General features: G+C 44.3%; 22 protein-coding genes and 1 tRNA gene. 7 read left to right on the forward strand and 16 right to left on the reverse strand.

What is annotated here, in order from left to right; translation table 11 throughout:
* Positions 1 to 62 precede the first annotated feature (62 nt).
* Entirely contained in the window at positions 63 to 413 is a 351-nt protein-coding gene (locus ZX61_RS21210) for a DUF3622 domain-containing protein (RefSeq protein WP_049846575.1), read from the forward strand.
* A gap of 62 nt (positions 414 to 475) precedes the next feature.
* Here the strand turns inward: ZX61_RS21210 and ZX61_RS21215 are convergent, their stop codons facing one another.
* From ZX61_RS21215 to purM, 5 genes are all read right to left on the reverse strand, one after another.
* Positions 476 to 667: a DUF4250 domain-containing protein gene (locus ZX61_RS21215; protein WP_049846576.1), complete on the reverse strand. Its 192-nt coding sequence runs from the start codon at positions 665 to 667 to the stop codon at positions 476 to 478.
* The gene (locus ZX61_RS21220) at positions 667 to 873 is read right to left on the reverse strand and encodes a YaeP family protein (protein WP_049846577.1); all 207 of its coding nucleotides are present in this window, start codon (positions 871 to 873) and stop codon (positions 667 to 669) included. Before ZX61_RS21220 ends, ZX61_RS21215 begins: the two co-directional genes overlap by 1 nt.
* Before the next feature lie 119 nt (positions 874 to 992).
* Positions 993 to 1,646 carry a tellurite resistance TerB family protein gene (locus ZX61_RS21225; protein WP_049846578.1) on the reverse strand — a complete coding sequence of 218 codons (654 nt, stop codon included), beginning with the start codon at positions 1,644 to 1,646 and terminating at the stop codon, positions 993 to 995.
* Between the two features lie 119 nt (positions 1,647 to 1,765).
* Entirely contained in the window at positions 1,766 to 2,407 is a 642-nt protein-coding gene (purN, locus tag ZX61_RS21230; RefSeq protein WP_004742989.1) for a phosphoribosylglycinamide formyltransferase, read from the reverse strand.
* 2 nt (positions 2,408 to 2,409) lie between these two features.
* Positions 2,410 to 3,450, reverse strand: a complete 1,041-nt coding sequence (purM, locus tag ZX61_RS21235; RefSeq protein ID WP_049846579.1) for a phosphoribosylformylglycinamidine cyclo-ligase — start codon at positions 3,448 to 3,450, stop codon at positions 2,410 to 2,412.
* Between the two features lie 178 nt (positions 3,451 to 3,628).
* Between purM and upp the strand changes: the two genes are divergently transcribed.
* A complete protein-coding gene (gene upp, locus ZX61_RS21240) occupies positions 3,629 to 4,255 on the forward strand; it encodes a uracil phosphoribosyltransferase (protein ID WP_049846580.1) in 627 nt (208 codons plus the stop codon).
* Between the two features lie 112 nt (positions 4,256 to 4,367).
* On the opposite strand, the gene rluF is transcribed toward upp, so the two are convergent.
* The 3 genes from rluF to ZX61_RS23855 all read right to left on the reverse strand — a co-directional run bounded on the left by rluF (position 4,368) and on the right by ZX61_RS23855 (position 6,368).
* Positions 4,368 to 5,393 carry a 23S rRNA pseudouridine(2604) synthase RluF gene (rluF, locus tag ZX61_RS21245; RefSeq protein ID WP_049846581.1) on the reverse strand — a complete coding sequence of 342 codons (1,026 nt, stop codon included), beginning with the start codon at positions 5,391 to 5,393 and terminating at the stop codon, positions 4,368 to 4,370.
* A gap of 94 nt (positions 5,394 to 5,487) precedes the next feature.
* Positions 5,488 to 6,069, reverse strand: a complete 582-nt coding sequence (gene smrA / locus ZX61_RS21250) for a DNA endonuclease SmrA (protein ID WP_049846582.1) — start codon at positions 6,067 to 6,069, stop codon at positions 5,488 to 5,490.
* A gap of 158 nt (positions 6,070 to 6,227) precedes the next feature.
* Positions 6,228 to 6,368 (reverse strand): DUF3149 domain-containing protein, encoded by a 141-nt coding sequence (locus tag ZX61_RS23855; protein ID WP_064490114.1) that lies wholly within the window; start codon positions 6,366 to 6,368, stop codon positions 6,228 to 6,230.
* Positions 6,369 to 6,728: 360 nt separating this feature from the next.
* On the opposite strand from ZX61_RS23855, the gene ZX61_RS21255 reads away from it, so the two are divergent.
* Positions 6,729 to 6,805 (forward strand) — tRNA-Pro (locus ZX61_RS21255).
* Positions 6,806 to 7,198: 393 nt separating this feature from the next.
* Here the strand turns inward: ZX61_RS21255 and ZX61_RS21260 are convergent.
* Both ZX61_RS21260 and ZX61_RS21265 read right to left on the reverse strand, forming a co-directional pair.
* Positions 7,199 to 7,627: a hypothetical protein gene (locus ZX61_RS21260; RefSeq protein ID WP_049846583.1), complete on the reverse strand. Its 429-nt coding sequence runs from the start codon at positions 7,625 to 7,627 to the stop codon at positions 7,199 to 7,201.
* 116 nt (positions 7,628 to 7,743) lie between these two features.
* Positions 7,744 to 8,607 (reverse strand): TraB/GumN family protein, encoded by an 864-nt coding sequence (locus ZX61_RS21265; RefSeq protein ID WP_049846584.1) that lies wholly within the window; start codon positions 8,605 to 8,607, stop codon positions 7,744 to 7,746.
* 402 nt (positions 8,608 to 9,009) lie between these two features.
* Here ZX61_RS21265 and ZX61_RS21270 point away from each other — a divergent pair, with 402 nt between their 5' ends.
* Positions 9,010 to 11,661, forward strand: coding sequence for a beta-N-acetylhexosaminidase (locus ZX61_RS21270; protein WP_049846585.1), 2,652 nt, complete (start codon positions 9,010 to 9,012; stop codon positions 11,659 to 11,661).
* Between the two features lie 69 nt (positions 11,662 to 11,730).
* Here ZX61_RS21270 and ZX61_RS21275 read toward each other — a convergent pair whose 3' ends face one another.
* The 5 genes from ZX61_RS21275 to nagA all read right to left on the reverse strand — a co-directional run bounded on the left by ZX61_RS21275 (position 11,731) and on the right by nagA (position 19,377).
* On the reverse strand, positions 11,731 to 13,122 hold the full coding sequence (locus tag ZX61_RS21275) for a peptide MFS transporter (RefSeq protein WP_049846586.1): 1,392 nt from the start codon (positions 13,120 to 13,122) through the stop codon (positions 11,731 to 11,733).
* Between the two features lie 353 nt (positions 13,123 to 13,475).
* Entirely contained in the window at positions 13,476 to 15,140 is a 1,665-nt protein-coding gene (gene asnB, locus ZX61_RS21280) for an asparagine synthase B (RefSeq protein ID WP_049846587.1), read from the reverse strand.
* 214 nt (positions 15,141 to 15,354) lie between these two features.
* Positions 15,355 to 16,938, reverse strand: a complete 1,584-nt coding sequence (locus ZX61_RS21285; protein ID WP_049846588.1) for a cation:proton antiporter family protein — start codon at positions 16,936 to 16,938, stop codon at positions 15,355 to 15,357.
* 85 nt (positions 16,939 to 17,023) lie between these two features.
* Positions 17,024 to 18,238, reverse strand: coding sequence for a DNA-binding transcriptional regulator NagC (nagC, locus tag ZX61_RS21290; RefSeq protein WP_049846589.1), 1,215 nt, complete (start codon positions 18,236 to 18,238; stop codon positions 17,024 to 17,026).
* 2 nt (positions 18,239 to 18,240) lie between these two features.
* The gene (gene nagA, locus ZX61_RS21295; RefSeq protein WP_049846590.1) at positions 18,241 to 19,377 is read right to left on the reverse strand and encodes an N-acetylglucosamine-6-phosphate deacetylase; all 1,137 of its coding nucleotides are present in this window, start codon (positions 19,375 to 19,377) and stop codon (positions 18,241 to 18,243) included.
* A gap of 482 nt (positions 19,378 to 19,859) precedes the next feature.
* Between nagA and nagE the strand changes: the two genes are divergently transcribed.
* The gene (gene nagE, locus ZX61_RS21300; RefSeq protein ID WP_049846591.1) at positions 19,860 to 21,431 is read left to right on the forward strand and encodes an N-acetylglucosamine-specific PTS transporter subunit IIBC; all 1,572 of its coding nucleotides are present in this window, start codon (positions 19,860 to 19,862) and stop codon (positions 21,429 to 21,431) included.
* A 247-nt stretch (positions 21,432 to 21,678) separates the two neighbouring features.
* Positions 21,679 to 23,349 (forward strand): glutamine--tRNA ligase, encoded by a 1,671-nt coding sequence (gene glnS / locus ZX61_RS21310; RefSeq protein WP_049846592.1) that lies wholly within the window; start codon positions 21,679 to 21,681, stop codon positions 23,347 to 23,349.
* Positions 23,350 to 23,480: 131 nt separating this feature from the next.
* On the opposite strand, the gene fcrX is transcribed toward glnS, so the two are convergent.
* Positions 23,481 to 23,930, reverse strand: a complete 450-nt coding sequence (gene fcrX / locus ZX61_RS21315) for a ferric iron uptake transcriptional regulator FcrX (RefSeq protein WP_004744501.1) — start codon at positions 23,928 to 23,930, stop codon at positions 23,481 to 23,483.
* 203 nt (positions 23,931 to 24,133) lie between these two features.
* Between fcrX and ZX61_RS21320 the strand changes: the two genes are divergently transcribed.
* The gene (locus ZX61_RS21320; RefSeq protein WP_049846593.1) at positions 24,134 to 24,637 is read left to right on the forward strand and encodes a DUF4442 domain-containing protein; all 504 of its coding nucleotides are present in this window, start codon (positions 24,134 to 24,136) and stop codon (positions 24,635 to 24,637) included.
* The last annotated feature ends 43 nt before the right edge of the window (positions 24,638 to 24,680 follow it).

The raw sequence follows: 24,680 nt of genomic DNA on the forward strand, positions 1-24,680 counted from the left end.
CGCGCTTGCCAAGGGATGGCTAAATCCCTCAATATTCCATTAGAATCCCTTAGGAAATGAAAATGTCGAACAACAAAAAATTTGCCATTCGTGTCACTGAAAAGCGTAACGGTTGGTGTGCAGAGATCACTCGCCAAGTGACTTCACGTAAAACGTCAGTATCAAAACGTGAAACTGGCTTTGAAACTGAATTAGCAGCACAAGAGTGGGCTGAAAAAGAGCTAGCAGGTTTCATTCAAAACCAAGCTGTACGTAACGAGCGTAAAGGCGAAGCGCGTAAAGTTCGTGTCGAACGTGAAGAGCGACTGGCTCAAGAAGCAGCTGAGAAGAAAGCACGTTACGAAGAAGCGAAACGTGCAGCAGCAGCGCAAGCTGAACTTGACGATGAAGATGAATTCTTCGAAGAAGAGTAATAGTCGTCATTCAATAAAAAACCGCCAGCGAGGCGGTTTTTTAATATCTGATAACGCAGTGATCAGCGGAATTGCCCAGCTTCAGGTAAAAAGTCAAAACCAGCAGAAGCTAACTTAGTTTCTAGCGCTGATTTATCAATATCAAAGAATGTGACAAGCTTGTCTAAATCACCGCCGAAGTCATCGCGTAGCTTCATGTTGACGATGCTCATCAGCATGACAGGGTCCATTGTTTCAAAGTTGGCTAAGTTCATTACTTATCCTCAAAATCTGAGATCAGCAAGTTTGCCGCCGCAAATGCCGCTTTTTCACGAGCCTCTTTAGGCAAAGATTCGTCAGCAGCGATTTCGTTTAACGCTCTTACTGCGCATGAAATAGCTTGTGGTATATAGGCTTGATCGCCGCTTCCTATTTGTGCGTACAGTTCGCGCACTAACTCACAACAGCCGTATACTTGCATGGCTTGCACTCCGATAAATGATAACTGCTCTCAAATATACACACTCAAATGCGGAAACTCAAAGTGTAAGCTTGTCCTAACGCAAAGCGTATGACGACGTGTTCAAAACCTAATCAAAATTAATCAGTTTGTAGTTGTTGCTCTAGCTGGAATGTGATTTCAGGGGCAAGCTGGAGCTGCTTAGCGAGCTCTTGAAGATAAGCCTTTTCCATAAAGTTTTGTTCATCAACCACAATCAAAGAGGCAAGATAAACCTCTGAGGCCTGCTGTGGTGATTGAGCAAGCCTTGCTATTTCACCTGGGTCGAGCGGCTTGTTGAGTTCGCTGTGAATCAATTGCTGAAGTTGGGTGTTGGCACCAGCTTGTGTAAGAGTGGACTCAATGCGCTCCATCTCTTCATTATCGACGTGGCCGTCAGCCTTAGCGGCGGCAATCATCGCCTTGATGATCAACTCGTTATGGATATTGTCATTTGAATTAAATGTTTCTTGTGGAGAAGAAGTAGGCTGCTTAGCTTGATAGTCGTTGTAGACTTTGTAAGCCAACGCACCAAGCGCAGCGACGCCACCAATCTTTAGTGCGTTTTTGCCGACTTTTTTACCCATCTTTTTGCTCTTCTTCGAACCCATTAATAGGCTCACTAAGCCACCACCTACGGCTCCTGCGCCTAAAGACTTTAGAGTGTTTGAATTGGATTGCTGCTTAAGCTGCTGTTGCCCTTTTTGGACAATGTCTGAGCTAAGGGCTTGATTGAGTAGGCTTTTAAGATCCATACGTTACCTCCGTCATTTTTGTCAGGATAAGGTAGCGAAGATGAATAGAGGATTAACAGTCGTAAAGAAAAAAGACGAGCATGAGCTCGTCTTTGTATTTGATTGGGTTTAGCAGAGTATTAGTCTTCTGCGTGACCGTGGATTCCAAGCAGCTTACCATCGAGGTAGGCTTCTTTTTCATCTTTCATTACCAAGCGCTCTTCCACTAACCATTTTACCACCATAGGGTAAATACGGTGTTCTTGAGTTTGAACACGCTCAGTCAGTGTCTCGACCGTATCTTCGTCAAAAATAGGCACTTTCGCTTGCAGAATCACAGGTCCACCATCAAGTTGCTCAGTGACAAAGTGAACGCTAGTACCGTGTTCTTCATCACCGGCATGGATAGCACGTTGGTAAGTGTTCAATCCAGGGTATTTAGGCAATAGAGAAGGGTGGATGTTAATCATGCGTCCCATATAGTGACGAACGAATTCGCCACTTAAGATGCGCATGTAACCCGCCAGCACGATGACATCAGGTTGATACTCATCGATCTGCTTCATCAACTCATGGTCAAAGGCATCACGAGTATCGAATGCTTTAGGATCAAGGAAATGTGCCGCTGAACCTGCTTTTTCTGCTCGTTCTAAAGCATAGACGCCTGCTTTGTTAGAGAATACGGCAGTGACTCGGCCACCGGTAATTTGGGTGTTACATGCGTCAATAATCGCCTGTAAGTTGGAGCCATTTCCTGAAACTAAAACAACAATACTCTTCATGCTTATTTGATCTCTACTTGTTCTTCGCCTGCTTCAGCGTTTGCGATTTCGCCAATTACCCATGCATTCTCACCTTCATCCTGAAGAAGCTTCACAGCAGCATCTGCTTGATCTTTTGGTAGAGCAACAACAAGGCCAACACCACAGTTAAATGTGCGGTACATTTCGTGAGTGGTTACGTTGCCTTTTTCTTGTAGCCATTTGAAGATAACAGGCCATTCCCAGCTGTTTCCATCGACAACTGCTTTAGTGCCCTCTGGAAGAACGCGTGGGATGTTTTCCCAGAAACCACCACCTGTGATGTGAGAGATTGCATGGATATCGTGCTTCTCAATCATCTTAAGTGCTGATTTGATGTAAATTTTGGTTGGTTCTAGTAGGTGTTCACCAATAGTGCGGCCTGCTAGTTCTTCGTTTTTGTCTGCGCCAGATACTTCGAGAATCTTACGGATCAACGAGTAACCGTTTGAATGTGGACCGCTTGAACCGACAGCAATCAGCGCATCACCCGCTGCCACTTTAGTGCCGTCGATAACGTCTTCTTTTTCAACAACGCCAACGCAGAAGCCGGCAACGTCGTAGTCTTCGCCTTCGTACATGCCAGGCATTTCAGCCGTTTCACCACCGATTAGCGCACAACCTGCTTGTACACAGCCGTCTGCGATACCAGAGACTACGTCAGCAGCAGTATCCACATCGAGTTTGCCTGTAGCGTAGTAATCTAAGAAGAACAATGGCTCAGCACCTTGTACGATCAGATCGTTTACACACATAGCAACTAAGTCAACACCGATGGTGTCGTGCTTTTTCATATCCAGAGCTAAGCGCAGTTTAGTACCAACGCCATCTGTACCTGAAACAAGAACTGGCTGCTTGTATTTAGTTGGCAGTTCGCATAGTGCGCCAAAACCACCAATACCACCCATTACTTCTGGGCGACGTGTGCGTTTTACTGCACCTTTAATACGGTCAACAAGCGCATTGCCTGCATCGATGTCAACGCCAGCGTCTTTGTAGCTAAGAGAAGTGTTATCAGCACTCACAGGGAAGTCCTCTGGTTTAAAGTTGGATATGAAAACGGCGCTATTCTACCAGTGGATAAACATAGATAGCAAACGTTTGCGTAAGTTTTTTCTTTTGTCTTAGAACAAGAAATTGAGAACGAAATCGTTTATAATCTGGAGGTTTGTTTAAAAATCACCAAATAAGCCGGAGATGGAAATGAAAGTTGTTGAAGTAAAACACCCTCTTGTTAAGCACAAACTTGGTCTAATGAGAGAAGGTGACATCAGCACTAAGCGCTTTCGTGAGCTAGCAACAGAAGTTGGTAGCCTACTTACTTATGAAGCGACTGCAGACTTTGAAACAGAAAGAGTAACCATTGAAGGTTGGAATGGTCCAGTACAAGTAGACCAAATTAAAGGTAAGAAGGTAACAGTTGTACCAATTCTGCGTGCAGGTCTAGGTATGATGGATGGCGTTCTTGAGCATATGCCAAGTGCACGTATCAGTGTTGTTGGTATCTACCGTGATGAAGAAACTTTAGAACCGGTACCTTACTTTAACAAACTAGCATCGAACATGGATGAGCGTATCGCATTGGTTGTTGACCCAATGTTAGCGACAGGCGGCTCTATGATCGCGACTATCGATCTGCTAAAAGAGAAAGGCTGTAAGTCAATCAAGGTGCTGGTACTAGTAGCTGCTCCTGAGGGGATCGAAGCGCTAGAAAAAGCTCACCCAGATGTTGAGCTATTTACTGCAGCTATCGATGAGAAGCTAAACGACAAAGGCTACATTGTTCCTGGTCTTGGCGACGCAGGCGATAAGATCTTCGGTACAGTATAAGCTAAATACGTTAAGTGAATTAAAAGGGGAGCCGATTGGCTCCTCTTTTGTTTAGGAACGGACTTCGTCCTTGAGAGCGCTCCGCTGCGAGATTCGGGACCGAGCTTCTCGCTTACTTCTTTAAACCCAAAGTGCCACCAGAGCGTGGTTTTGCTGCTGGCTTGTCACTCGTTGGCTTGTAGAAGGTCTTACTCTTGTTTGGCTTCGCTTTTGGCTCATCTTGCTTAGCGGTATTGCGGCCTTTTTTAGAGTTTGGTGCATGTCGGAACTCATCGGCGTTGCGGCCCTTAAAGGTACGCTGCTTTTGGTTGCGACGTGCAGTAGAGTCTTGGTTTTCTTCACGGCTATCAAATAATTTAGCATCGGTCGCTCTACGAATGCGTTTACCTTTTCCATCCATCTTTGAGGCTTCTTCCGTGCCGCTAGAACCTTCACACATAGCAAGAATCTCAGAGACTTCAGCATCAGTGAGGTAACGCCATTGACCGTTTGGAATGCCGTCAAGTGAGATGTTCATAATACGTACACGGCGAAGTTTAAATACTTCATAACCTAGTGCTTCACACATACGACGAATTTGGCGGTTAAGACCTTGAGTCAGCACAATACGGAAGGCGTACTTGGTCTCTTTGGTGACTTTACATGGAAGTGTAATGGTATCAAGAATATTGACCCCAGAAGACATCTGCTTGATAAACTCATCGCTGATTGGCTTATCTACACGCACCACATATTCTTTTTCGTGGTTATTACCAGCGCGAAGAATCTTATTGACGATATCACCGTCGTTGGTGAGGAAGATCAACCCGTCAGAGGGTTTATCTAAACGACCAATCGGGAAAATACGTTTTTTGTGGCCAACGAAATCAACGATGTTACCCGGAATATCACGTTCGGTGGTGCAGGTGATTCCAGTTGGTTTGTTAAGTGCGATGTAGATTGGTTTGTCTGTCACCGCGCTGATTGGCTTATCATCTACACGGACATCATCGCCAGGTAACACTTTTGTTCCCATTTCAGGTACGTTGCCATTTATTGTGACTCGACCTTGTTCGATTAATCGATCTGCTTCGCGGCGCGAGCAAAAACCGGTTTCACTGATAAATTTATTCAGGCGCTTTGTGTTATCTTGTGACATGTTGCTCTCCTAACGTTTCACAACGGCGGTTTAAAGGTGTGCTGAACAATATATCAACACATAGAGGGCGCATATTCTAGCACTGTGCTACTTGTTAACCCAGTCGTTTTTGGTGGCGTTCACGAGTTTCGATTTTTTTCTCGGCGCTTTTTCGTAGTAATACGTACACGGCACCAGTGCCACCATGGAAGCGCAGGGCGCTGTGAACACATTGCACTTCTTTGATTTGCATTAGCCATTGAGCGACAAAACTCTTCATCAATGCTGGTGGGTTAGAACGCTCACCTTTGCCATGAACAATGACCACGGTACGAATATCCATCCGCATACACTGCTTTAAGAACTTAACTACTTCATCACGCGCTTGTTCTAGCGTGCGCTTGTGTAAGTCTAGTCTTGCTTGTATCGGATATTTAGCAAGACGTAACTTCTTGTACACACCATCTTGTACGCCATCACGTTTGAACTCGATAATGTCGTCAGGCTTTATCATCTGGGCATGATCGATTGACAGATATTCAGGATCATCTTCGGTCAACCATATTGCCGCCTCGCGTTTTGCTAGCTGTGCATCGGTTACCTGATGTTGCTTTTTATGCTCGGTCGTATCTTGCTCAAGAGGTTTTACGTCGCCCATCATTTGTTGAAATAGGCTTAAGTCATCATCATGAGACATAGTCACATCTCAGAGTAGGAAATCAATATCGATATTATACCTGTGAAGGTAAGGGGGGGATCAAGGGTTTGCTGAAGGAGAAATAAAAAACCGAAGCAGACAAGGTATCTACTTCGGTGCATAGCGAATGTCTATTCTAAGAATAGGGCTAAGCGATTCTAGTGAGGAGATTTGTCGTTCATCACTTTGTAGATGATAAAACCGCCATAGAACAGCATCAGACCCAAGGCTCCAAAGATGACAATCATTGAAGATAGACCTACCGCATTACCAAATAGGAGATCAAGCCACAAGTCCATAGTTCCTCCATCGATTACAAAGTGTGATGACAAGGTTTAAGGTAAACTGTGGTTAAATATGCAACACTGATCTGGATCAATTGTTGTTATTAGGTTGCGAATTTGTTTTTGTTGATGTGTTTTTGCTCACACTTTGTCGCCCGTCGATGGTGTTTTAGGCAATCGAACTAAAATTTTCAAAAAGTTAAATAAAATGGCTTGCGTTCAAATTCAGAATCCGTAATATACGCCTTCGTTGACGGGCAATGAGCTCGAATAAACATCTCGATAAATAGCGTGCTTGGTAACGCATCGAGGGGTTTTGGAATGGCGAACCAGAGGTTGACCCTCTTAGTAACGCAAGTTTCCAAGTCAACATTTCGGTGAATAGCGCAGCTTGGTAGCGCATCTGGTTTGGGACCAGAGGGTCGGGGGTTCGAATCCCTCTTCACCGACCACCTTTAGAAAAAGGCTCTGCAGAAATGCAGAGCCTTTTTTGCATTCATGGTGTAGAGATTCGAACCGAGGTGGGTTCGCCTGATGTTCAAAGAATGGCTCTTCACTGACTACTTTTAGAAAGCCTGCTTTATAGCGGGCTTTCGTCGTTTTGGAACGGGCGACGTCCTATGGAACGCTACGCTTATGGAAAACAGGATCGAACTTCGCTCTGCGAGAGAAAGATTTGTCATTCCTTAGACCGAAGAATGAGGGAGTAAGGAATCTCCATAAGTCATAGACTAGATTGAAGATATCCCCAACTCGTTCCTCGTTCTTGAGGATAACAGCGTGATCAGGTAGAAACAAAAAGGGTGACGCAGTGCACCACCCCTACAAATTACGCTCGCTTTTCGCTATTCCACATCACAACTAATCTCTTTGATTGGCGTATCTGAAGTTGTAAAGCAGACGTAAGCCTCGGCGGGATTATTTGGGCCGATACGAATATAGCCCGCTTTCACTTGGTCTTGATTAAAAGTAATGGAGTAAGACCTGCTCGTCTGATTGTCAAAATACAGCGCTTCGAAGCTTCCTTGCATTTGGCTAGCGACGCGATCGCGGGTATGTGAAGTCGAAAAAGTGATGTTAGCGCAGCGCATTGGTGGTTTTTCTTTAATTAGGAATTGACCACTTTCTTCATCTAGGACTCCGCCCTTAGTTTCTGAAGCGACATCAATAGGCTGGTAGTGTTCTATAGTGCATTTGGCTTTGGCAAAGGTACTTGCAGAAAATAAACTTAAGGACACAAAGCAGTAGCTTAAAGCTTTTGATTTTTTTGACATTGATTTTTAGTTTACTTGGTTAGTTTTGACCTAAGCGTAACATCTCACCGTGTCTTAAGTATGTTAAAACACTGCAAAATTAATGTTGTGATTAGCCAGAATTTGAACAAGTAGACTTAGTATTTGAATTCACAGTTTGAGGCTATGCTCTCAGATAGCTGGGTCACTTTAAAGTCTTCATTTTCTAAAAGCTTCAGTACGCTTTGATCACCGAGTAAATGCAGGGTTCCTACGACAATGACATATTCTCCCTTCTGTTTAGGTAACCATTCGGGGTTTGAAAGTTTTGCCACCCAGTCTAGGTTCCGATCGATAAGAAACGATTTTTCAAATTCTGGTGACGTTTGTGTCAATGAAGCGAATTCTTCGAGTTTACTAATATCTCCTGCTTTCCAACTTTCTATCAGGCAATGTGTTGCGTTTTCGGAATGATCAAACTCTTCAATCACACTGACTAATAGTTCTTTGCCTGCTTCTTTTTGGCCAGTTAGCAAGTCAATTTGGAACTGTAGTGATTCGAGGCTTAATACATTTTTGCCCAATGAGCTTGCTTTGTAAGCGAGCTTAACATCGACGCCATCGGCTGCTGAGTAGCCAAGATATTCGATTTGCCTCATCTGAATGGCGAGTGCAGCGGCCCACGGTGGAGTGTGCAAAAGCTCATTGCCATTTAATTCTAATAAGTTTGAGATACCGCGCAGTTCGTCTTGCAGGCCTTGTGAAAGTACATCTTTGGCTAGAAGTGTTGTTGGAGGGTACGTAATACCACTGTTCTGGCGGATGTCGGTTTCCACAATTAACCCTTGGCTTGCCTTGAGACGATAGAAGATGATTTCAGGTAGTGGGTACATACTTTTGTCGCCTACATGGACAGAGCCGATGATTGTGTAACGCAGCCCACCTTTTTCAACGTTCCAGATGAGAGGTTCGGCTTGGACGCTCGTTGATAACACTAACAACAAGAGAAGTAATTTACGCATTATTGATCCTTACCGATGCGGAAAAATTGTTGAAATCCGTTATTTCAACGGAGTTCAACGAGGGAAAAGTGTGTACAAAGTCATACTTTCTTATCTAAGTCATCTTTAGATATTACGATAACAAATGCCGTGTTGTGATCTTTCTTTACTTTTAATTGTGTTTTGAACTTAAAGGTGTGATTAGCTTCGCAGTAATCTCGTTAAATTAACTACGTCGAAATTGACGAGTTATATAAGTTACTGTTTTAAATTGCTTAAATTTAGTTTGAAAATGTAAAGTTTGAATCAGATCACTTTGGTCGCTGATTAATTTTACGATGAAAAATAACTCGCGATATGTTGTTTGCATCTTAGTTTTAGGGCCAACATTTTTCGGCTTAATTTACGTTTGGGGTAAGTAAGATGTTTAAACAGAGTCTGATCGCGACATCGGTTGTCGCCACACTAGCTGGTTGTTCTTCGTTTCAATCTCATGAGCAAAGTGTTGTTAACTCACTAGCGAACAACCTCGATGTTCAATATCAAGTAATAACTAACCATGGTGCCAACGATGGTCTTGCGTGTCAGGATATGGGCGCTGAGTGGGCTTCTTGTAACAAGGTCAACATGACACTAGTTAACCAAGGCGAAGCGGTTGACTCAAAAGATTGGGCTATTTACTTCCACAGCATTCGCCTGATTTTGGATGTTAATAATGAGCAGTTCAAAATCTCACGTGTAACGGGTGACCTGCATAAACTACAACCAACCGATAAGTTTGATGGTTTCGCTGCAGGTGAAGAAGTATCGCTTCCTCTGGTAAGCGAATACTGGCAGCTATTTGAAACAGACTTCATGCCAGGTGCATTCGTTGCGGCGCCAAACGCAGAGCCTAAGATGATCGCCTCGCTAAACACGGAGGACGTGGCCTCTTTCGTGACTGGCCTTGAAGGTGACAATCTAAAACGTACACCGGATGACAACAACGTTTTTTCGAGCGCAGTGTCTCGTTTCGAGAAGAACGAAGATTTAGCAAAACAAGACGTATCAACCACGCTGCTGCCAACGCCAATGTTTGTTGAAGCGGGCAAAGGTACAGTCGATATTTCTGGTGGTATTGCGCTGCCTATAGATGGGTTCGATGCGACACAGTTTACGGCAATCCAAGCACGCGGCGAAGTGGTAGGTGTGGATGTTCGCGGTGGTGTTCCAGTTAGCATCACAGTTGTTCCTGCAGACTTCACTGGTGAATTGGCGAAATCTGGTGCTTATGAGATGAGCATCAAAGGCGACAGTATTGCGATTAAAGCGTTCGATCAAGCGGGTGCTTTCTATGCGGTACAATCTATCTTTGGTCTGGTAGATAGCCAAAATGCTGATTCTCTACCACTTCTGTCTATTAAAGATGCACCTCGTTTTGATTACCGAGGTGTGATGGTGGATGTGGCGCGTAATTTCCACTCAAAAGACGCAATTCTTGCAACGCTAGACCAAATGGCGGCGTACAAGATGAACAAACTACACCTTCACTTAACGGATGATGAAGGCTGGCGTTTAGAAATTCCGGGTCTGCCTGAGCTGACAGAAGTCGGTGCTAACCGTTGTTTCGATATGGAAGAGAAAAGCTGTTTACTGCCTCAGCTTGGCTCTGGTCCAACATCAGACAACTTTGGTTCTGGCTACTTCAGCAAAGCAGACTACGTGGAAATCTTAACCTACGCGAAAGCACGTAACATCGAAGTGATTCCAGAAATCGATATGCCAGCGCACGCTCGCGCAGCGGTAGTATCAATGGAAGCGCGTTACGACCGTCTAATGGAACAAGGCAAAGAAGCTGAGGCGAACGAATACCGTCTGATGGATCCACAAGATGAATCAAACGTAACCACGGTTCAGTTCTACAACAAACAGAGCTTCATCAACCCTTGTATGGAATCGTCAACTCGCTTTGTTGATAAAGTGATTTCTGAAGTGGCAGCAATGCACATCGAGGCTGGCGCGCCGCTTACAACATGGCACTTTGGTGGCGACGAAGCGAAGAACATCAAGCTAGGCGCTGGTTTCCAAGACGTTAACGCACAAGACAAAGTAAGCTGGAAAGGCACGATTGACTTGTCTAAGCAAGATAAGCCATTCGCGCAATCGCCTAAGTGTCAGACGCTAATTACAGATGGTACGGTAAGCGACTTCGGTCACCTGCCAAGCCACTTTGCTGAGCAGGTGTCTAAAATTGTGGCAGAGAAGGGCATTGCAAACTTCCAAGCTTGGCAAGATGGTCTGAAGTACAGTGATGGCGAGAAAGCGTTCGCAACAGAAAACACACGTGTTAACTTCTGGGATGTTCTTTACTGGGGTGGCACATCATCTGTGTACGAGTGGTCTAAGAAAGGTTACGACGTGATCGTTTCTAACCCGGACTACGTTTACATGGACATGCCATACGAAGTTGATCCGAAAGAGCGCGGCTACTACTGGGCAACACGTGCAACGGATACTCGTAAGATGTTTGGCTTTGCACCAGAGAACATGCCTCAGAACGCAGAAACCTCTCTAGACCGCGATGGCAACGGCTTTACTGGTAAAGGTGAAATCGAAGCGAAACCTTTCTACGGTCTTTCAGCACAGCTTTGGTCTGAGACAGTACGTAACGATGAGCAATACGAGTATATGGTATTCCCTCGCGTACTAGCAGCCGCTGAGCGTGCATGGCACCGTGCAGACTGGGAAAACGACTACAAAGTGGGTGTTGAATACTCGCAAAACTCTAACCTAGTAGATAAAGCAGCACTAAACCAAGACTACAACCGCTTTGCCAACGTACTTGGTCAACGTGAACTGGCTAAGTTAGAAAAAGCAGGCATCGACTACCGCCTACCAGTACCAGGTGCGAAAGTAGAAGATGGAACGTTGTCAATGAACGTTCAGTTCCCAGGTGTTGAGTTGCAATACTCTCTAGATGGTGAAAACTGGCTGACTTACGCAGACAACGCTCGTCCAAATGTAACTGGTGAAGTCTTCATTCGCTCGGTGTCACCGACGGGTGAGAGGATCAGTCGTATAACTAGCGCGAAATAACGTGATTGAATCACCATAAAATAAAAATGCCCAACCAATGATTTGGTCGGGCATTTTTAATTCTTACTATTAAGCCACTTGAGCTTGTTGTTCTTCAACTTGTTCCGCATTGCTGATTGGTGATTCAGCACCGTGCATCCAACGAACCAGTGTGTTTGAGAACATTAACAGGATGACACCAGAAATCGTGGCGGCAATCGCGATACCACCAAAGATTGGTAGTGCGCCCAATTCACCTACGTGAGAGCCAATCAGGCCTGCTACATAGTTTGCAATTGCATTAAAGCCGAACCATGCCCCCATCATTAGAGAAGCAAGGCGAAGGGGGGCAAGTTTAGTCACAAGAGATAGACCGATTGGCGATAGGCACAGCTCACCCAGAGTATGGAAGAAGAACGCGCCGACAAGCCAAAGCATTGATGTTTTCACTGTCGTGTCACCGCCTTGTTCCATAACAGCACCCACCATACATAGGAAACCAAGTGCTAAGAAGAAAAGTGCGAGAGCGAACTTAATTGGTGAGTTTGGTTCTTTAGGACCGAGCTTCACCCAAAGCGCTGCAAGTAGAGGCGCTAGGGTAATAATGAAGAATGGGTTAAGTGATTGGAACCAAGCTGCAGGAACTTCAAAACCGCCGATCATACGATCAGTGTACTGCTGAGTGTAGATATTCATTAGGCCGCCAGCTTGCTCAAAGCCAGCCCAGAATACGATCACAAACAGACCCATTACCAGAATCACTTTAAGGCGATCTAGCTCTTGTTTAGTTAGCGGTTGCTTAGTGGCTGATTTCTTTTTCTCGAGATCACGTGCTGCCGCTGGAACGACACCGATATCACCAAGCCACGACTTGGCCAGTGTCATCTGCATCACTAGGCTGATGATCATACCTAGGCCAGCAACTAGGAAGCCAGCTTTCCAACCAAATGAGTTAGTAACAGAACCTGAAGCGACACCCGCGATCAACGCACCTAAGTTAATACCCATGTAGAAGATGGTAAAGGCACCGTCACGACGGTTGTCACCTTCTTCATACAGGTCACCAACCATAGTGGAAATATTTGGTTTAAAGAGACCGTTACCAATGATAAGCAAAGCAAGGCCAAGATAGAAACTGTGGGTAACACTGAGGCCAATCATGTCTGCTGGAAGTGCTAGGGTAAATTGGCCAATGGCCATTAAAGCACCACCAATCAAAATAGAACGGCGTTGACCCAGGTAGTTGTCTGCAAGGTAGCCACCAATCATTGGTGTGATGTAAACAAGTCCAGTATAGATGCCATACAGATCAAGAGCATCTTTAGTCGACCAGCCTAAACCACCATTGAGGGTTGTATCTGTCAGATAAAGGACAAGAATGGCACGCATTGCGTAGTAGGAAAAACGCTCCCACAGCTCAGTACCAAACAAAAGGAATAGACCACGAGGGTGGCCAAGAATTTGTCGATGTTGGTTTGTCATAAATTTTACTAATGTTACTTATTAAAGATTTTTATTTGTTGTTACGTATACTCCTTAGTTGATCTATCTGCAATGACTAGAACCATAAGCTATATTTATGGTTTTTACTTAAGGTCTTGAAATAAAAGAAATATTTATTTTGATTGATTAAAAAGTGACGTGCTACAAACTTAGTTTTCAAAATCGAGATTGTTGTTTTTACATTATGCTGTCATTTCATAAAGCAAAAATAAGTAGGTAGATTTGATAAGGGTTGGCTGGTAAGTGAACAAACAGGTTGTTTTTCAGCAATTGAAGGATATTGTAGTGAAATAAAAAAGAGGCTCGATGAGCCTCTTTTAAGTTTGGTTTGATTAGTACGAGTCGTTGTGAACGCTTTGAACTGCACGTCCTGACGGATCTGCCATGTTCTTGAATGATTCATCCCATTCAATTGCTTTGGCTGAAGAACATGCTACAGATGGACCTCCAGGGACACATTCTGCTGCCGATGGAAGTGGGAACAGCTCCTCAAAGATTTCTCGGTATACATAACCTTCTTTGGTTGAAGGTGTATTGTATGGGAAGCGGAAGGCTGCTGTTTCCATCTGTTGGTCAGTGACCTTAGCTTCAGCGACTTCTTTAAGTGTGTCAATCCAGCTGTAGCCAACGCCGTCAGAGAACTGCTCTTTTTGACGCCATGCGATTGCTTCTGGCAGGTAGTGTTCGAAACACTCACGTAGGATATGTTTCTCCATCTTACCATTGCCACACATCTTATCTTCAGGGTTTAGGCGCATTGCAACGTCGATAAACTCTTTATCAAGAAACGGTACACGGCCTTCAACACCCCATGCCGCGAGCGATTTGTTAGCACGAGCACAGTCAAACATATTCAGAGCAAGTAGTTTACGTACCGTTTCTTCGTGGAATTCTTTTGCGTTTGGTGCTTTGTGGAAGTAGAGGTATCCACCGAAGATTTCATCTGCACCTTCGCCAGAGAGTACCATCTTGATGCCCATCGCCTTTATTTTTCGGCCCATTAGAAACATTGGTGTAGAAGCGCGAATAGTGGTTACGTCATAGGTCTCAATATGGTAAATCACGTCGCGAATCGCATCTAAACCTTCTTGGATGGTGTAAGTCATCTCGTGGTGAACAGTACCAATTTGGTCAGCAACTTCTCGCGCTGCTTTTAAGTCTGGTGCTCCTTCTAAACCAACTGCGAATGAGTGCAATTGTGGCCACCAAGCTTCAGACTTTTCATCGTCTTCGATGCGCATTGCAGCAAAACGTTTCGCGACCGCAGACGTGATAGAAGAATCTAAACCACCGGACAGCAGCACGCCGTAAGGTACGTCTGTCATTAGTTGGCGCTTAACCGCGGCTTCTAGTGCTTCTGTTAGCTCTTCTTTACTGGTGGAGTTACCTTGTACCGCAGCGTACTCGTTCCAGTCGCGAATGTAGTAACGTTGTGCTTCGGTATCGGTGGAGCTAAAGTAGCTACCAGGTGCAAACTCACTCACTGTTTTACATACTGGAACGAGTGCTTTCATTTCAGATGCAACATAGTAGTTACCATGTTCATCATGTCCTTGATACAGTGGGATGATACCGATGTGGTCACGGCCAATTAGGTATGTGTCTTTCTCTTCATCGTATAGAACAAATGCAAAGATACCGTTCAATTCTTCAAGAAGATCGGGCCCCATATCTTGGTATAAAGCTAGAATCACTTCACAATCAGAATCTGTTTGAAAGTCGTACTTGCCTTCGTAACGAGCGCGAATCTCTTTATGGTTATAGATCTCACCATTTACTGCAAGAATGTGTTTTTTATCAGGGCTGTATAGAGGCTGTGCACCACTATTAAGGCCAACAATCGCTAAACGCTCGTGAGCAAGAATTGCTTTCTCTGAAGAATAAATACCAGACCAATCTGGACCACGGTGGCGAAGTTTCTTAGACATTTCTAACGCGACAGGGCGTAGCGCTTCTGCATCACTCTTGATGTCTAGAATACCGAAAATCGAACACATACAACTTCCCTTTAAAATAAAATTAACTCGTTGAGTTCAATTTGCCATTCTGATTAAAAAAATCAACAGTGTTTGATTAAAAAGTTTAATAAACTCGCCTGTATTTAAATTCCATCTAAATAAAGTGCAATTATAGTGAATGAGGTTTAAGTGTTGTCGCGTTTTTGTGCGGTGGGGATAAAAAAGGCAGCAAATTGCTGCCTTGAAACTGGGATTATTTGATAAAGGTGGGTTTGAGTTGTTCGCAAACATGCCTTGCAAAACCACTGCCTGCCTCACTATAAATGTTGAACGCGGCATCAACTCCACCTTCGACTAAGGCGTCAAGTTGGTCGGGGTACTCGGCAATCGCAGCAATCTGACCTTGGAAGTTTTTACGCTGTAGTTGCTCTAAGGCAATTTGGTTACCTTGGTGGTGTGGCATCGCAAGCAGTACAAGTTTTACATTAGCGACGTCAAGAATACGCTCCCAAAAGTCAGGGTCGGTAGCATCACCTGTGATTACGTTTCTGCCATGTGTTTTGTGCTGATGTGCTGCATCTTCACGGACTTCAATACCTAAGCTGATTTTACCATAGCGATGCCTAAGCTCGTCGTAAGCACCAGTGCCAATGCGACCCATGCCAAGAATCAGGACTTGAGCATGCCCTGCGCTTATCAATTGATCACGAGTATTGAGGTTTTCTGCCGCGTGATCACGTAGCCAACGGCCAGAGCGCTGATAAAGTGCGTGACCATGACGACTAAGTGGGGCTGCTAAGACAAATGAGATTGAAACTGCAATGGCAAGGGCCACGAGTATGTCGCCGCTCATCCAGCCCATTTTAAATGCTAGTCCGCCGACTATTAGACCAAACTCACTGAAGTTAAATAGACTTAAAGATGCCAGAAGAGATGTACGCACACGGAATTTAAATGTATTAAGCACTAGGAAGTAGAGTATCCCTTTAAGTGGTAGTAGCAACATGAACAAAATGGCAAGAGCAAAACCTGACAAGGTGGGTTCTGCGGATAGACCAATGTTTAAGAAGAAACAGACCAGGAACAGTTCTTTAAGGTTGAATAGAGATTTGGATAATTCAGATGCTTTTTTATGTCCGGCGAGCATCATTCCAAGGATCAGAGCCCCAAGGTCTGGTTTCATACCAGCCAATTCAAATAGGCCAGCACCAGCGACTAAGGCGAAGAATATCCCTAATAGGACCAGCATCTCACCGTGGCCTACCCAATCAAGCATTTTGAAGAATATAGGTCTGAGTAAAGGTAGTGCGAATAAAGCGATAGCATACCACTCAGGAAGTTTACCTGTAGATGCGGTGAGAAATACAACCGCGAAGATGTCCTGCATGACCAGAATACCGATGGCGATGGTACCGTAAGTGGCGTTCATTTCCCCTTTTTCTTGCAGTGACTTAACCGCAAAGACGGTACTGGAGAATGATAGCGCAAAGCCAAGCAGCACAACTTGTTCGATAGACATTGCCGCTAATGAGCTAACACCTAGGAACTTAAAACAGAACAGTGCAACACTAAAGAGTGCCGTAGACAATAGATTGTGTATGGTTGCGCCTGCCCAGATCTCTTTAGAGAGTAGGGTTTTGATATCGAGCTTGAGACCAATAGTAAACAGCAGCAGCGTAACACCGAGGTCTGCGAGCGTAATTATGGTGTCGTTAGATTGAAAACCAAAAGCATGTAGGCCAAAACCCGCTAGCAAAAAACCGACTAAAGGGGGGAGGTTGCATTTCAGTGCAATAAATCCGGCAATGAATGCCGCTGAAATCAAAATCAATTCCATATTCGTATTGTTTCGTCCTAAAAAAACGGGCTACATATCGTAGCCCGTTATTCTAACTCAATTAGTTGCTTACAGGGGGAGAAGATTAATCTTCTAACAATTTTTGTAGCAGAACTCCGTTCAACATTGCACGTTTAATCATAGCAAACGCGCCTAATGTTGGTTGCTTATCAATTTGTGAGGCAACAATTGGTAAGTCTGTATGAAAAGTTGTTAGTGATTGGTTCTCAACGTTACGACGAATAGCCGGGAAAAGAACTTCTTCGCATTGGGTAATATCACCAGCTATGACGATTTTTTGCGGGTTAAATAAGTTGATAGTAATTGCAATTGCTTTACCCAATTGGTTACCAACGCGCACCAAACTTTGTTTTGCTAGTTCATCGCCAAGATTTGCGTGTTCGCATATGTCCGTAATATTGATCGTTTCTAGTTCAGTTAAGCTCGACTCATAGCCTTGGTTGATCAATTTATTCACCCGTTCAACGATTGCGGGGTTAGCAGCCACGGTTTCTAGACAGCCAAAGTTGCCACACTGACATTGTTCGCCAAGTGGATCTATTTGAATATGCCCAATTTCGCCCACATTGCGGTTATGACCAAGAAACACTTGCCCATTGACAATGATACCAGCGCCTGTTCCTCGGTGTACACTGACTAAGATCGAGTCTTGGCAATCCCGGCTGGCACCAAAGTAATGTTCGGCAAGTGCCATACCACGCACATCGTTACCAACAAAACATTGCACGTGGAAGGTGTTGTGAATCAGCTCTGACAGGGCAAGGTTATCAATCGAGATATTCGGCATGTACTCAACAACCCCTGTCTCAGGGTTGACTAGGCCGGGTAGCGCGACACCAATAGCAATGAGTTGATTGATATGGCTTTGGTTGATCTGAATAAAGCTTTTTAGCTGTGAAATAAGCCCTTCAACAAGTTCTTCTTGAGTGGTATAGAAAAACTCGTTGTAATTAGAAGCAAGCTCTTTGCCACCTAAGTCGTATAGACTGAATTGAAGATAATCACGCCCTAGTCGAATTGCGACTGAATGAAATGGTTCAACCTCAGTTGTTAAGGATATCGCTCGGCGACCTCCGGTAGAAGCTTGTTGCGCGACCTCTTTTATCAGACCGCGTTCTAGAAGCTGGCGGGTAATTTTCGTAACACTGGCAGGTGCCAGTTGGCTAACATCGGCAACTTGAATCCTCGAAATAGGACCTTGTTGATCGATCAGCCTGTAAACAGCTGCACTATTTAGTTGTTTTACTAAATCTACGTTACCTATTTGTCCGCCATTCATTCTTAATTTTGCTCGTATTGTCCGTTAACAATTGTCGCCTGAACATTGAAGTCACGATCAAATACAGTAAGGTTAGCCACCATGCCTTTTTTAACTCGACCTAGTTTTTCTTCTAACCCTATTGCTTTAGCAGGATACATAGTAGCCATGCGGAGTGCTTCGTCCAGTGCGATACCGACGTGCTCAACAGTGTTTTGAACTGCTTCAATCATTGTAAGTGCTGAGCCGCCAAGTGTGCCATTTTCATCAACACACTTACCATCTCGGTAATATACTTTCTTACCAACAAAAATAAAGTAATCCATGTCAGCGCCTGCAGGAGCTGTGGCATCGGTCACTAATACTAATTTTTCGCCCTTAATTTTGTGAGCGATACGAATGTTTGCATAGTCGACATGGAAGCCATCGGCGATGATGCCAGCGTAAACATCCGGGGTATCGTAGATAGCACCCACAACACCGGGTTCGCGACCAACCATCGGAGTCATGGCATTAAATAGGTGCGTAGCGAATGAAATACCTGCTTCAAAGCCTTTGCGTGCCTCTGCATAAGTTGCGTTTGTGTGGCCGATTGAAACTACAATACCAGCCGTTTTTAGGCGCTCGATGTGAGCAGGATCGTTATGCTCTGGAGCAAGGGTCACTTTAGCAATAACGTCTGCGTTTTCGCACATGAAATCGACCATGCTGTCTTCTGATGGTCGGATGTGGTCAACACTGTGAATGCCTTTCTTCATCACATTTAGGTATGGACCTTCTAGGTGAAGCCCTAACGATTGGTTTTGATATTGAGCATGGTAGTCCCGTGCAGCCGCGACCGCTTGGCGCATGTCTTCATCAGAAGAGGTAATCAGAGTCGGTAAGAAGCTTGTACAGCCAGACTGTAGATTCGCTTGATGCATGATCTGCATGGTCTCAGCCGTAATCTCGTCATTTAACATGACGCCACCGCAACCATTTAATTGAAGGTCAATAAAGCCAGGGCTAACGTTGGCGCCGTTTAGATCACGCGTTTCTATACCAGAAGGTAGTTCAGAAATTGGGCATACAGAATCAATCAGATTGTTGTTAATGATGACAGCATGATCAACGAGGACGTCGCTGCCGGTAAAAATTTTACAGTTAGTTAGCGCATACATGGTTAGCTAATCCTTATAAGTTTAGATTCTAATTACCTTCGGTCATCTATTGAAGCCAGCGATTCACTACATAGTTGTACTTTATTTGTGAGCTTCAATTAGATCGCAAAATATCTTTAGCAAACGAAAAATGAGTTATCAATATTCTGTAAGCACCTTGCCTAGTGCTAGTGTGGCGAGTGATTTACTTCGCATTGATATAGGTTGCGAATACTATACCAGATGATCACTGCGGCCTTATTTGTACTGTAAGAGTACCGCGAAAATTACTCAATGGATGCTATTTTTTTGTATTGTAAAATAAGTTTTATGATCTCGCTAGCAAAAACCTTCCGGAACACCTGTTTCTGGTGATTATGATCACAAATGATAAGGTTTTAATTTGCGGAGCAAAATTAATGTCATAAACTGAGCAGGACTAAATTGAGCGGCTAAAAAAAGTGGCTCAGCCAAAATACAAAATCCTATAGGGGGAACTTAAGGTGAATATTCTTGGATATGCGCAAAAGTTAGGTAAAGCTCTTATGCTTCCTATCGCAACGCTTCCAGTTGCGGCGCTCTTACTACGTTTAGGTCAAGGTGACCTATTAGATATTCCATTTATGGCGCAAGCTGGTGGTGCTATCTTTGGTCAACTTCCACTATTATTCGGCCTAGGTATCGCGATTGGTCTTTCGAAAGACGGTCAAGGTGCTGCGGGTCTAGCGGGCGCGGTTGCGTACTTCGTTCTAACTGCGACAGCAACAACAATTAATGCAGACATTAACATGTCATTCTTCGGTGGTATCATCGCTGGTATTATCGCTGGTCACTCATACAATGCTTTCCATGCGACGCGTCTTCCTGAATGGCTGGCATTTTTCTCTGGTAAACGTCTAGTGCCTATTATGGCTGGTCTATTCGCGCTAGTCGCAGGTGCAATCTCTGGCGTTGTATGGCCAACTATCCAAGGTGGTCTAGACGCACTAGCACACGCAGTTTCGACTTCTGGTGCAATTGGTCAGTTCGTTTACGGTACTCTTAACCGCGCGCTTATCCCTGTAGGTCTTCACCACGTTCTTAACTCTTACTTCTGGTTCGGTATGGGTACGTGTCAAGAAGTACTAGTGACTGGTGCTCAAGCAGCGGGTGAAGCACTTCCTGCTCTACAACAACTTTGTGTAGACCCAGCTCTAGCGAAAACTCTTGTTGCTGGTCAAACTCACACGTTTGAATTCGCAAACTCTGTAACCCCAGAAATCACTGCAACAGTAAAAGAAGTAACTGAAACAGTTAAATCTGGTGACCTACACCGTTACTTCGGCGGCGATAAATCTGCTGGTGTATTCATGAACGGTTTCTTCCCAGTAATGATGTTCGGTCTACCTGGCGCAGCTCTAGCAATGTATCTAGCAGCGCCGGCTGAGAAACGTAGTCAAGTAGGTGGTGCACTATTCTCGGTAGCATTCTGTTCATTCCTAACAGGTATTACAGAGCCACTAGAGTTCATGTTTGTATTCCTAGCACCAGCGCTATACGCAATGCATGCTGTGTTTACAGGTCTAGCTCTAGTTGTTGCTAACATGTTTGGTACACTACATGGCTTCGGTTTCTCTGCCGGTCTTATCGACTTTATCTTGAACTGGGGTCTAGCAACTAAACCGTTCCTACTACTTCTAATCGGTCTGGGATTCGGCGCTCTATACTTCTTCACATTCAGCTTCGCAATCCGTGCATTCAACCTGAAATCACCAGGTCGTGAAGATGATGACGAAGAAGCAGCAGCCCCAGCAGGTGAAGCGAAAAGCGGCGACCTAGCGCGTCAATACCTCAAAGCTCTAGGTGGTCACGATAACCTAACTTCAATTGACGCTTGTATCACTCGTCTACGTCTTACTCTAAAAGACCGCTCAGTAGCAGACGAAGTAGTACTTAAGAAACTCGGCGCTAAAGGTGTTGTAAAACTAGGTGAGAACAACCTTCAAGTTATCCTAGGCCCACTAGCTGAAATCGTTGCTGGCGAAATGAAAGCAATCGGTGCCAATGAAGATCTGTCGGATGTAAAACTTCCTTAATTACGACACGTAAACTAAGAAAGTGATGAAAGCCTCCTTCGGGAGGCTTTCTTGCGTTTTGAGGGTTTCGAAACTGATCCCTGCTAGCTTATTAACCATACAGAGAAAAAAAAAGACGTTTTGCTTCGAGATATTGTTGTGTAATCCACCATAATTGTGGATCATTAGACGCTATGTACTTGACGGTCATTTTAATCGTCTAAGTAAGAATTATCTGAACAATACTAAAACAATTGAGGTGCTATAGATGAGTGAAGCTGAGGCTCGTCCATCGAATTTCATTCGCCAAATCATTGATAAAGATTTAGCGGATGGTAAACACACTAGCGTGCATACTCGTTTCCCGCCAGAGCCAAACGGCTATCTGCATATCGGTCACGCTAAGTCAATTTGCTTAAACTTTGGTATTGCTCAGGACTACCAGGGAAAGTGTAACCTACGTTTTGATGACACTAACCCAGAAAAAGAAGACGTTGAATACGTTGAGTCAATTAAGAATGATGTGAGCTGGTTAGGCTTCGAGTGGGATGGGGACGTATGTTACTCATCAAACTACTTCGATAAGCTATACGGTTACGCAGTGGAATTAATTAACAAAGGCTTAGCGTACGTTGAAGAGCTAAGTCCTGAGCAGATCCGTGAATATCGTGGCACACTTACCCAGCCTGGTAAGCCAAGCCCGTACCGTGATCGCACACCTGAAGAAAACTTAGCGCTATTTGAGAAGATGCGTGACGGTGGATTCGAAGAAGGTAAAGCCTGTCTACGTGCAAAGATTGATCTAGCATCTTCTTTCATTGTGCTACGCGATCCTGTTCTTTACCGTGTGCGCTTTGCTGAGCACCACCAAACGGGTGACAAGTGGTGCATCTACCCAATGTACGACTTTACGCACTGTATTTCGGATGCACTAGAAGGCATTACACACTCACTGTGTACGCTTGAGTTCCAAGATAACCGTCGTCTGTATGACTGGGTACTAGAGAACATTACTATTGATTGCCAACCTCACCAGTACGAGTTTAGTCGCCTAAACCTTGAATACACGGTGATGTCTAAGCGTAAGCTAAATCAGCTTGTCACTGAGAACCTAGTGAATGGTTGGGATGATCCACGTATGCCGACTATTTCTGGTCTGCGTCGTCGTGGTTTCACGCCTGCTTCTATTCGTGAGTTCTGTAAACGCATTGGTGTTACTAAGCAAGACAACATGATTGAGATGAGTTCTCTTGAGTCTTGTATTCGTGATGACTTGAACGAAAATGCACCTCGCGCAATGGCAGTGCTCGATCCGGTTAAGATCGTTATCGAGAACTTCGAAGAAGGCAAAGTAGAGTCTTTGACGGTAGCAAATCATCCAAACAAACCTGAGATGGGCGAGCGCGAAGTACCGTTCACTCGTGAAGTTTGGATTGAGCGTGAAGACTTCCGTGAAGAAGCGAACAAGAAGTACAAGCGTCTGGTTCTGGGCAAAGAAGTGCGCCTACGTGGTGCTTACGTGATCAAAGCTGAGCGTATCGAAAAAGATGCAGAGGGTAACATTACCACTATCTTCTGTAGCTACGATGCAGACACACTAGGTAAGAACCCAGCTGACGGCCGTAAAGTGAAGGGTGTTATTCACTGGGTATCTGCTGATAAAGGTCTTCCAGCTGAGATTCGTCTATACGATCGCTTGTTCACTGTGCCAAACCCAGCAGCAGCGGATAACTTTGCTGAGACAATCAACCCTGAGTCACTGGTTAAGCTGAATGGTTTTGTTGAGCCAAGCCTCGCTCAAGCGCAAGCTGAGAAGGGTTTCCAGTTTGAGCGTATGGGTTACTTCTGTGCAGATATTAAAGACTCTAAGCCAGAAGCTTTAGTGTTTAACCGCACTGTAGGTCTTCGCGACACTTGGGCGAAAATCGAAGCTAAGTAATCGTCTTACACTCTAGTTTGAAAGCCAGTCCTCGTGACTGGCTTTTTTATTGATGGCGATTGGGATTAAACAGCAGACATAAAAAACGCCAGCTTTTGGCTGACGTTTTAAAGTTGGCTGTTAAGACGAAATTATTTCTTCGACTTATGCGCGTCTGGGTTGTCTTTGCAGCTACCGTCAGCACATTTACCGTAAAGGTATAGGCTGTGGTTAGTCAAAATAACATTGTACTGGGCCGCGATTTCTTTCTGACGCTCTTCAATGATGTCATCAGAGAATTCAATCACTTCACCACAATCTAGACACACTAGATGGTCATGGTGGTGCTGAGTTGACAGTTCAAATACAGATTTGCCGCCTTCAAAGTGGTGGCGAGTTACGATACCTGCATCATCAAATTGGTTTAATACGCGGTATACAGTCGCTAGACCAATCTCTTCACCTAGATCAATCAGCTTTTTGTACAGTTCTTCAGCACTGATATGTTGGCATTCAGGTTGCTGTAATACTTCTAAAATCTTTAGTCTTGGAAGGGTAACTTTAAGACCAGCATCCTTAAGCGCTTGGTTATTGTCTGACATATACTTTCCTGTTGATGATCTGCAGTTATTAACAGAATTCAATATTCCTATCATTATAGGGTAGTACTGATAAACAATAAACCACGAACTTCAAAGGGTTACTAGTATTTTTTTATAAACAAGTGAGAAGTCACTGATAAAACATGTCAGACCAGTTACAATTGATTAACAAGTGAGGAAAAATAATCAGTTAAGGACAAGGAATGAATAAGTCATTGGCTAAAATTTATAAGCCTGGAGTGGTTAAATTTGCGCTCAACTCATGGCCACCTTTTTGGGGAGCTGGGATAAAAATCCTGTCGATCAGCGACGACTTTCGCGAGGTCAAAATGAAGCTCAAGCTGCGTTGGTGGAACAAGAATGCCAATCGTACCCAATATGGTGGGAGTATATTCTCATTGACCGACCCAGTGTATTCTTTGATGTTAATGGGCATTTTAGGTGAGCGTTACTATGTGTGGGATAAGGAAGCTAGCATCAATTTTATCAAGCCAGGGCAAAGTGACTTGTTTGCTGAATTTTGTGTCACACAACATCAACTCGAAGATATCTTAAGACAGACAGCAGAAGGGGATAAGTCTTTTCCTGAATTCATTATTTACGTTAAAGATAAACATGGAAATATCGTTTCTGAAGTACAGCGAAAACTCTATGTGCGAAAAAAACCACAATTCAGAGAAGAAGATGGTGAAGAACAAGCGGCATAAAAAAACCTCCTTAGTGGAGGCTTTTTTACAGTAAGTGATGAGG

It is taken from the genome of Vibrio sp. VPAP30, from assembly GCF_001188205.1.
GTDB lineage: Bacteria > Pseudomonadota > Gammaproteobacteria > Enterobacterales > Vibrionaceae > Vibrio > Vibrio bivalvicida.

Coding starts and splice junctions, on each gene's coding strand:
- ZX61_RS21225 (WP_049846578.1), bottom strand. CDS start 1,646: ATGGATCTTAAAAGCCTACTCAATCAAGCCCTTAGCTCAGACATTGTC.
- ZX61_RS21210 (WP_049846575.1), top strand. CDS start 63: ATGTCGAACAACAAAAAATTTGCCATTCGTGTCACTGAAAAGCGTAAC.
- rluF (WP_049846581.1), bottom strand. CDS start 5,393: ATGTCACAAGATAACACAAAGCGCCTGAATAAATTTATCAGTGAAACC.
- upp (WP_049846580.1), top strand. CDS start 3,629: ATGAAAGTTGTTGAAGTAAAACACCCTCTTGTTAAGCACAAACTTGGT.
- nagC (WP_049846589.1), bottom strand. CDS start 18,238: ATGAATGGCGGACAAATAGGTAACGTAGATTTAGTAAAACAACTAAAT.
- glnS (WP_049846592.1), top strand. CDS start 21,679: ATGAGTGAAGCTGAGGCTCGTCCATCGAATTTCATTCGCCAAATCATT.
- ZX61_RS23855 (WP_064490114.1), bottom strand. CDS start 6,368: ATGGACTTGTGGCTTGATCTCCTATTTGGTAATGCGGTAGGTCTATCT.
- ZX61_RS21215 (WP_049846576.1), bottom strand. CDS start 667: ATGAACTTAGCCAACTTTGAAACAATGGACCCTGTCATGCTGATGAGC.
- purN (WP_004742989.1), bottom strand. CDS start 2,407: ATGAAGAGTATTGTTGTTTTAGTTTCAGGAAATGGCTCCAACTTACAG.
- ZX61_RS21220 (WP_049846577.1), bottom strand. CDS start 873: ATGCAAGTATACGGCTGTTGTGAGTTAGTGCGCGAACTGTACGCACAA.
- nagA (WP_049846590.1), bottom strand. CDS start 19,377: ATGTATGCGCTAACTAACTGTAAAATTTTTACCGGCAGCGACGTCCTC.
- ZX61_RS21285 (WP_049846588.1), bottom strand. CDS start 16,938: ATGGAATTGATTTTGATTTCAGCGGCATTCATTGCCGGATTTATTGCA.
- ZX61_RS21270 (WP_049846585.1), top strand. CDS start 9,010: ATGTTTAAACAGAGTCTGATCGCGACATCGGTTGTCGCCACACTAGCT.
- smrA (WP_049846582.1), bottom strand. CDS start 6,069: ATGTCTCATGATGATGACTTAAGCCTATTTCAACAAATGATGGGCGAC.
- ZX61_RS21265 (WP_049846584.1), bottom strand. CDS start 8,607: ATGCGTAAATTACTTCTCTTGTTGTTAGTGTTATCAACGAGCGTCCAA.
- ZX61_RS21260 (WP_049846583.1), bottom strand. CDS start 7,627: ATGTCAAAAAAATCAAAAGCTTTAAGCTACTGCTTTGTGTCCTTAAGT.
- asnB (WP_049846587.1), bottom strand. CDS start 15,140: ATGTGTTCGATTTTCGGTATTCTAGACATCAAGAGTGATGCAGAAGCG.
- ZX61_RS21320 (WP_049846593.1), top strand. CDS start 24,134: ATGAATAAGTCATTGGCTAAAATTTATAAGCCTGGAGTGGTTAAATTT.
- ZX61_RS21275 (WP_049846586.1), bottom strand. CDS start 13,122: ATGACAAACCAACATCGACAAATTCTTGGCCACCCTCGTGGTCTATTC.
- fcrX (WP_004744501.1), bottom strand. CDS start 23,930: ATGTCAGACAATAACCAAGCGCTTAAGGATGCTGGTCTTAAAGTTACC.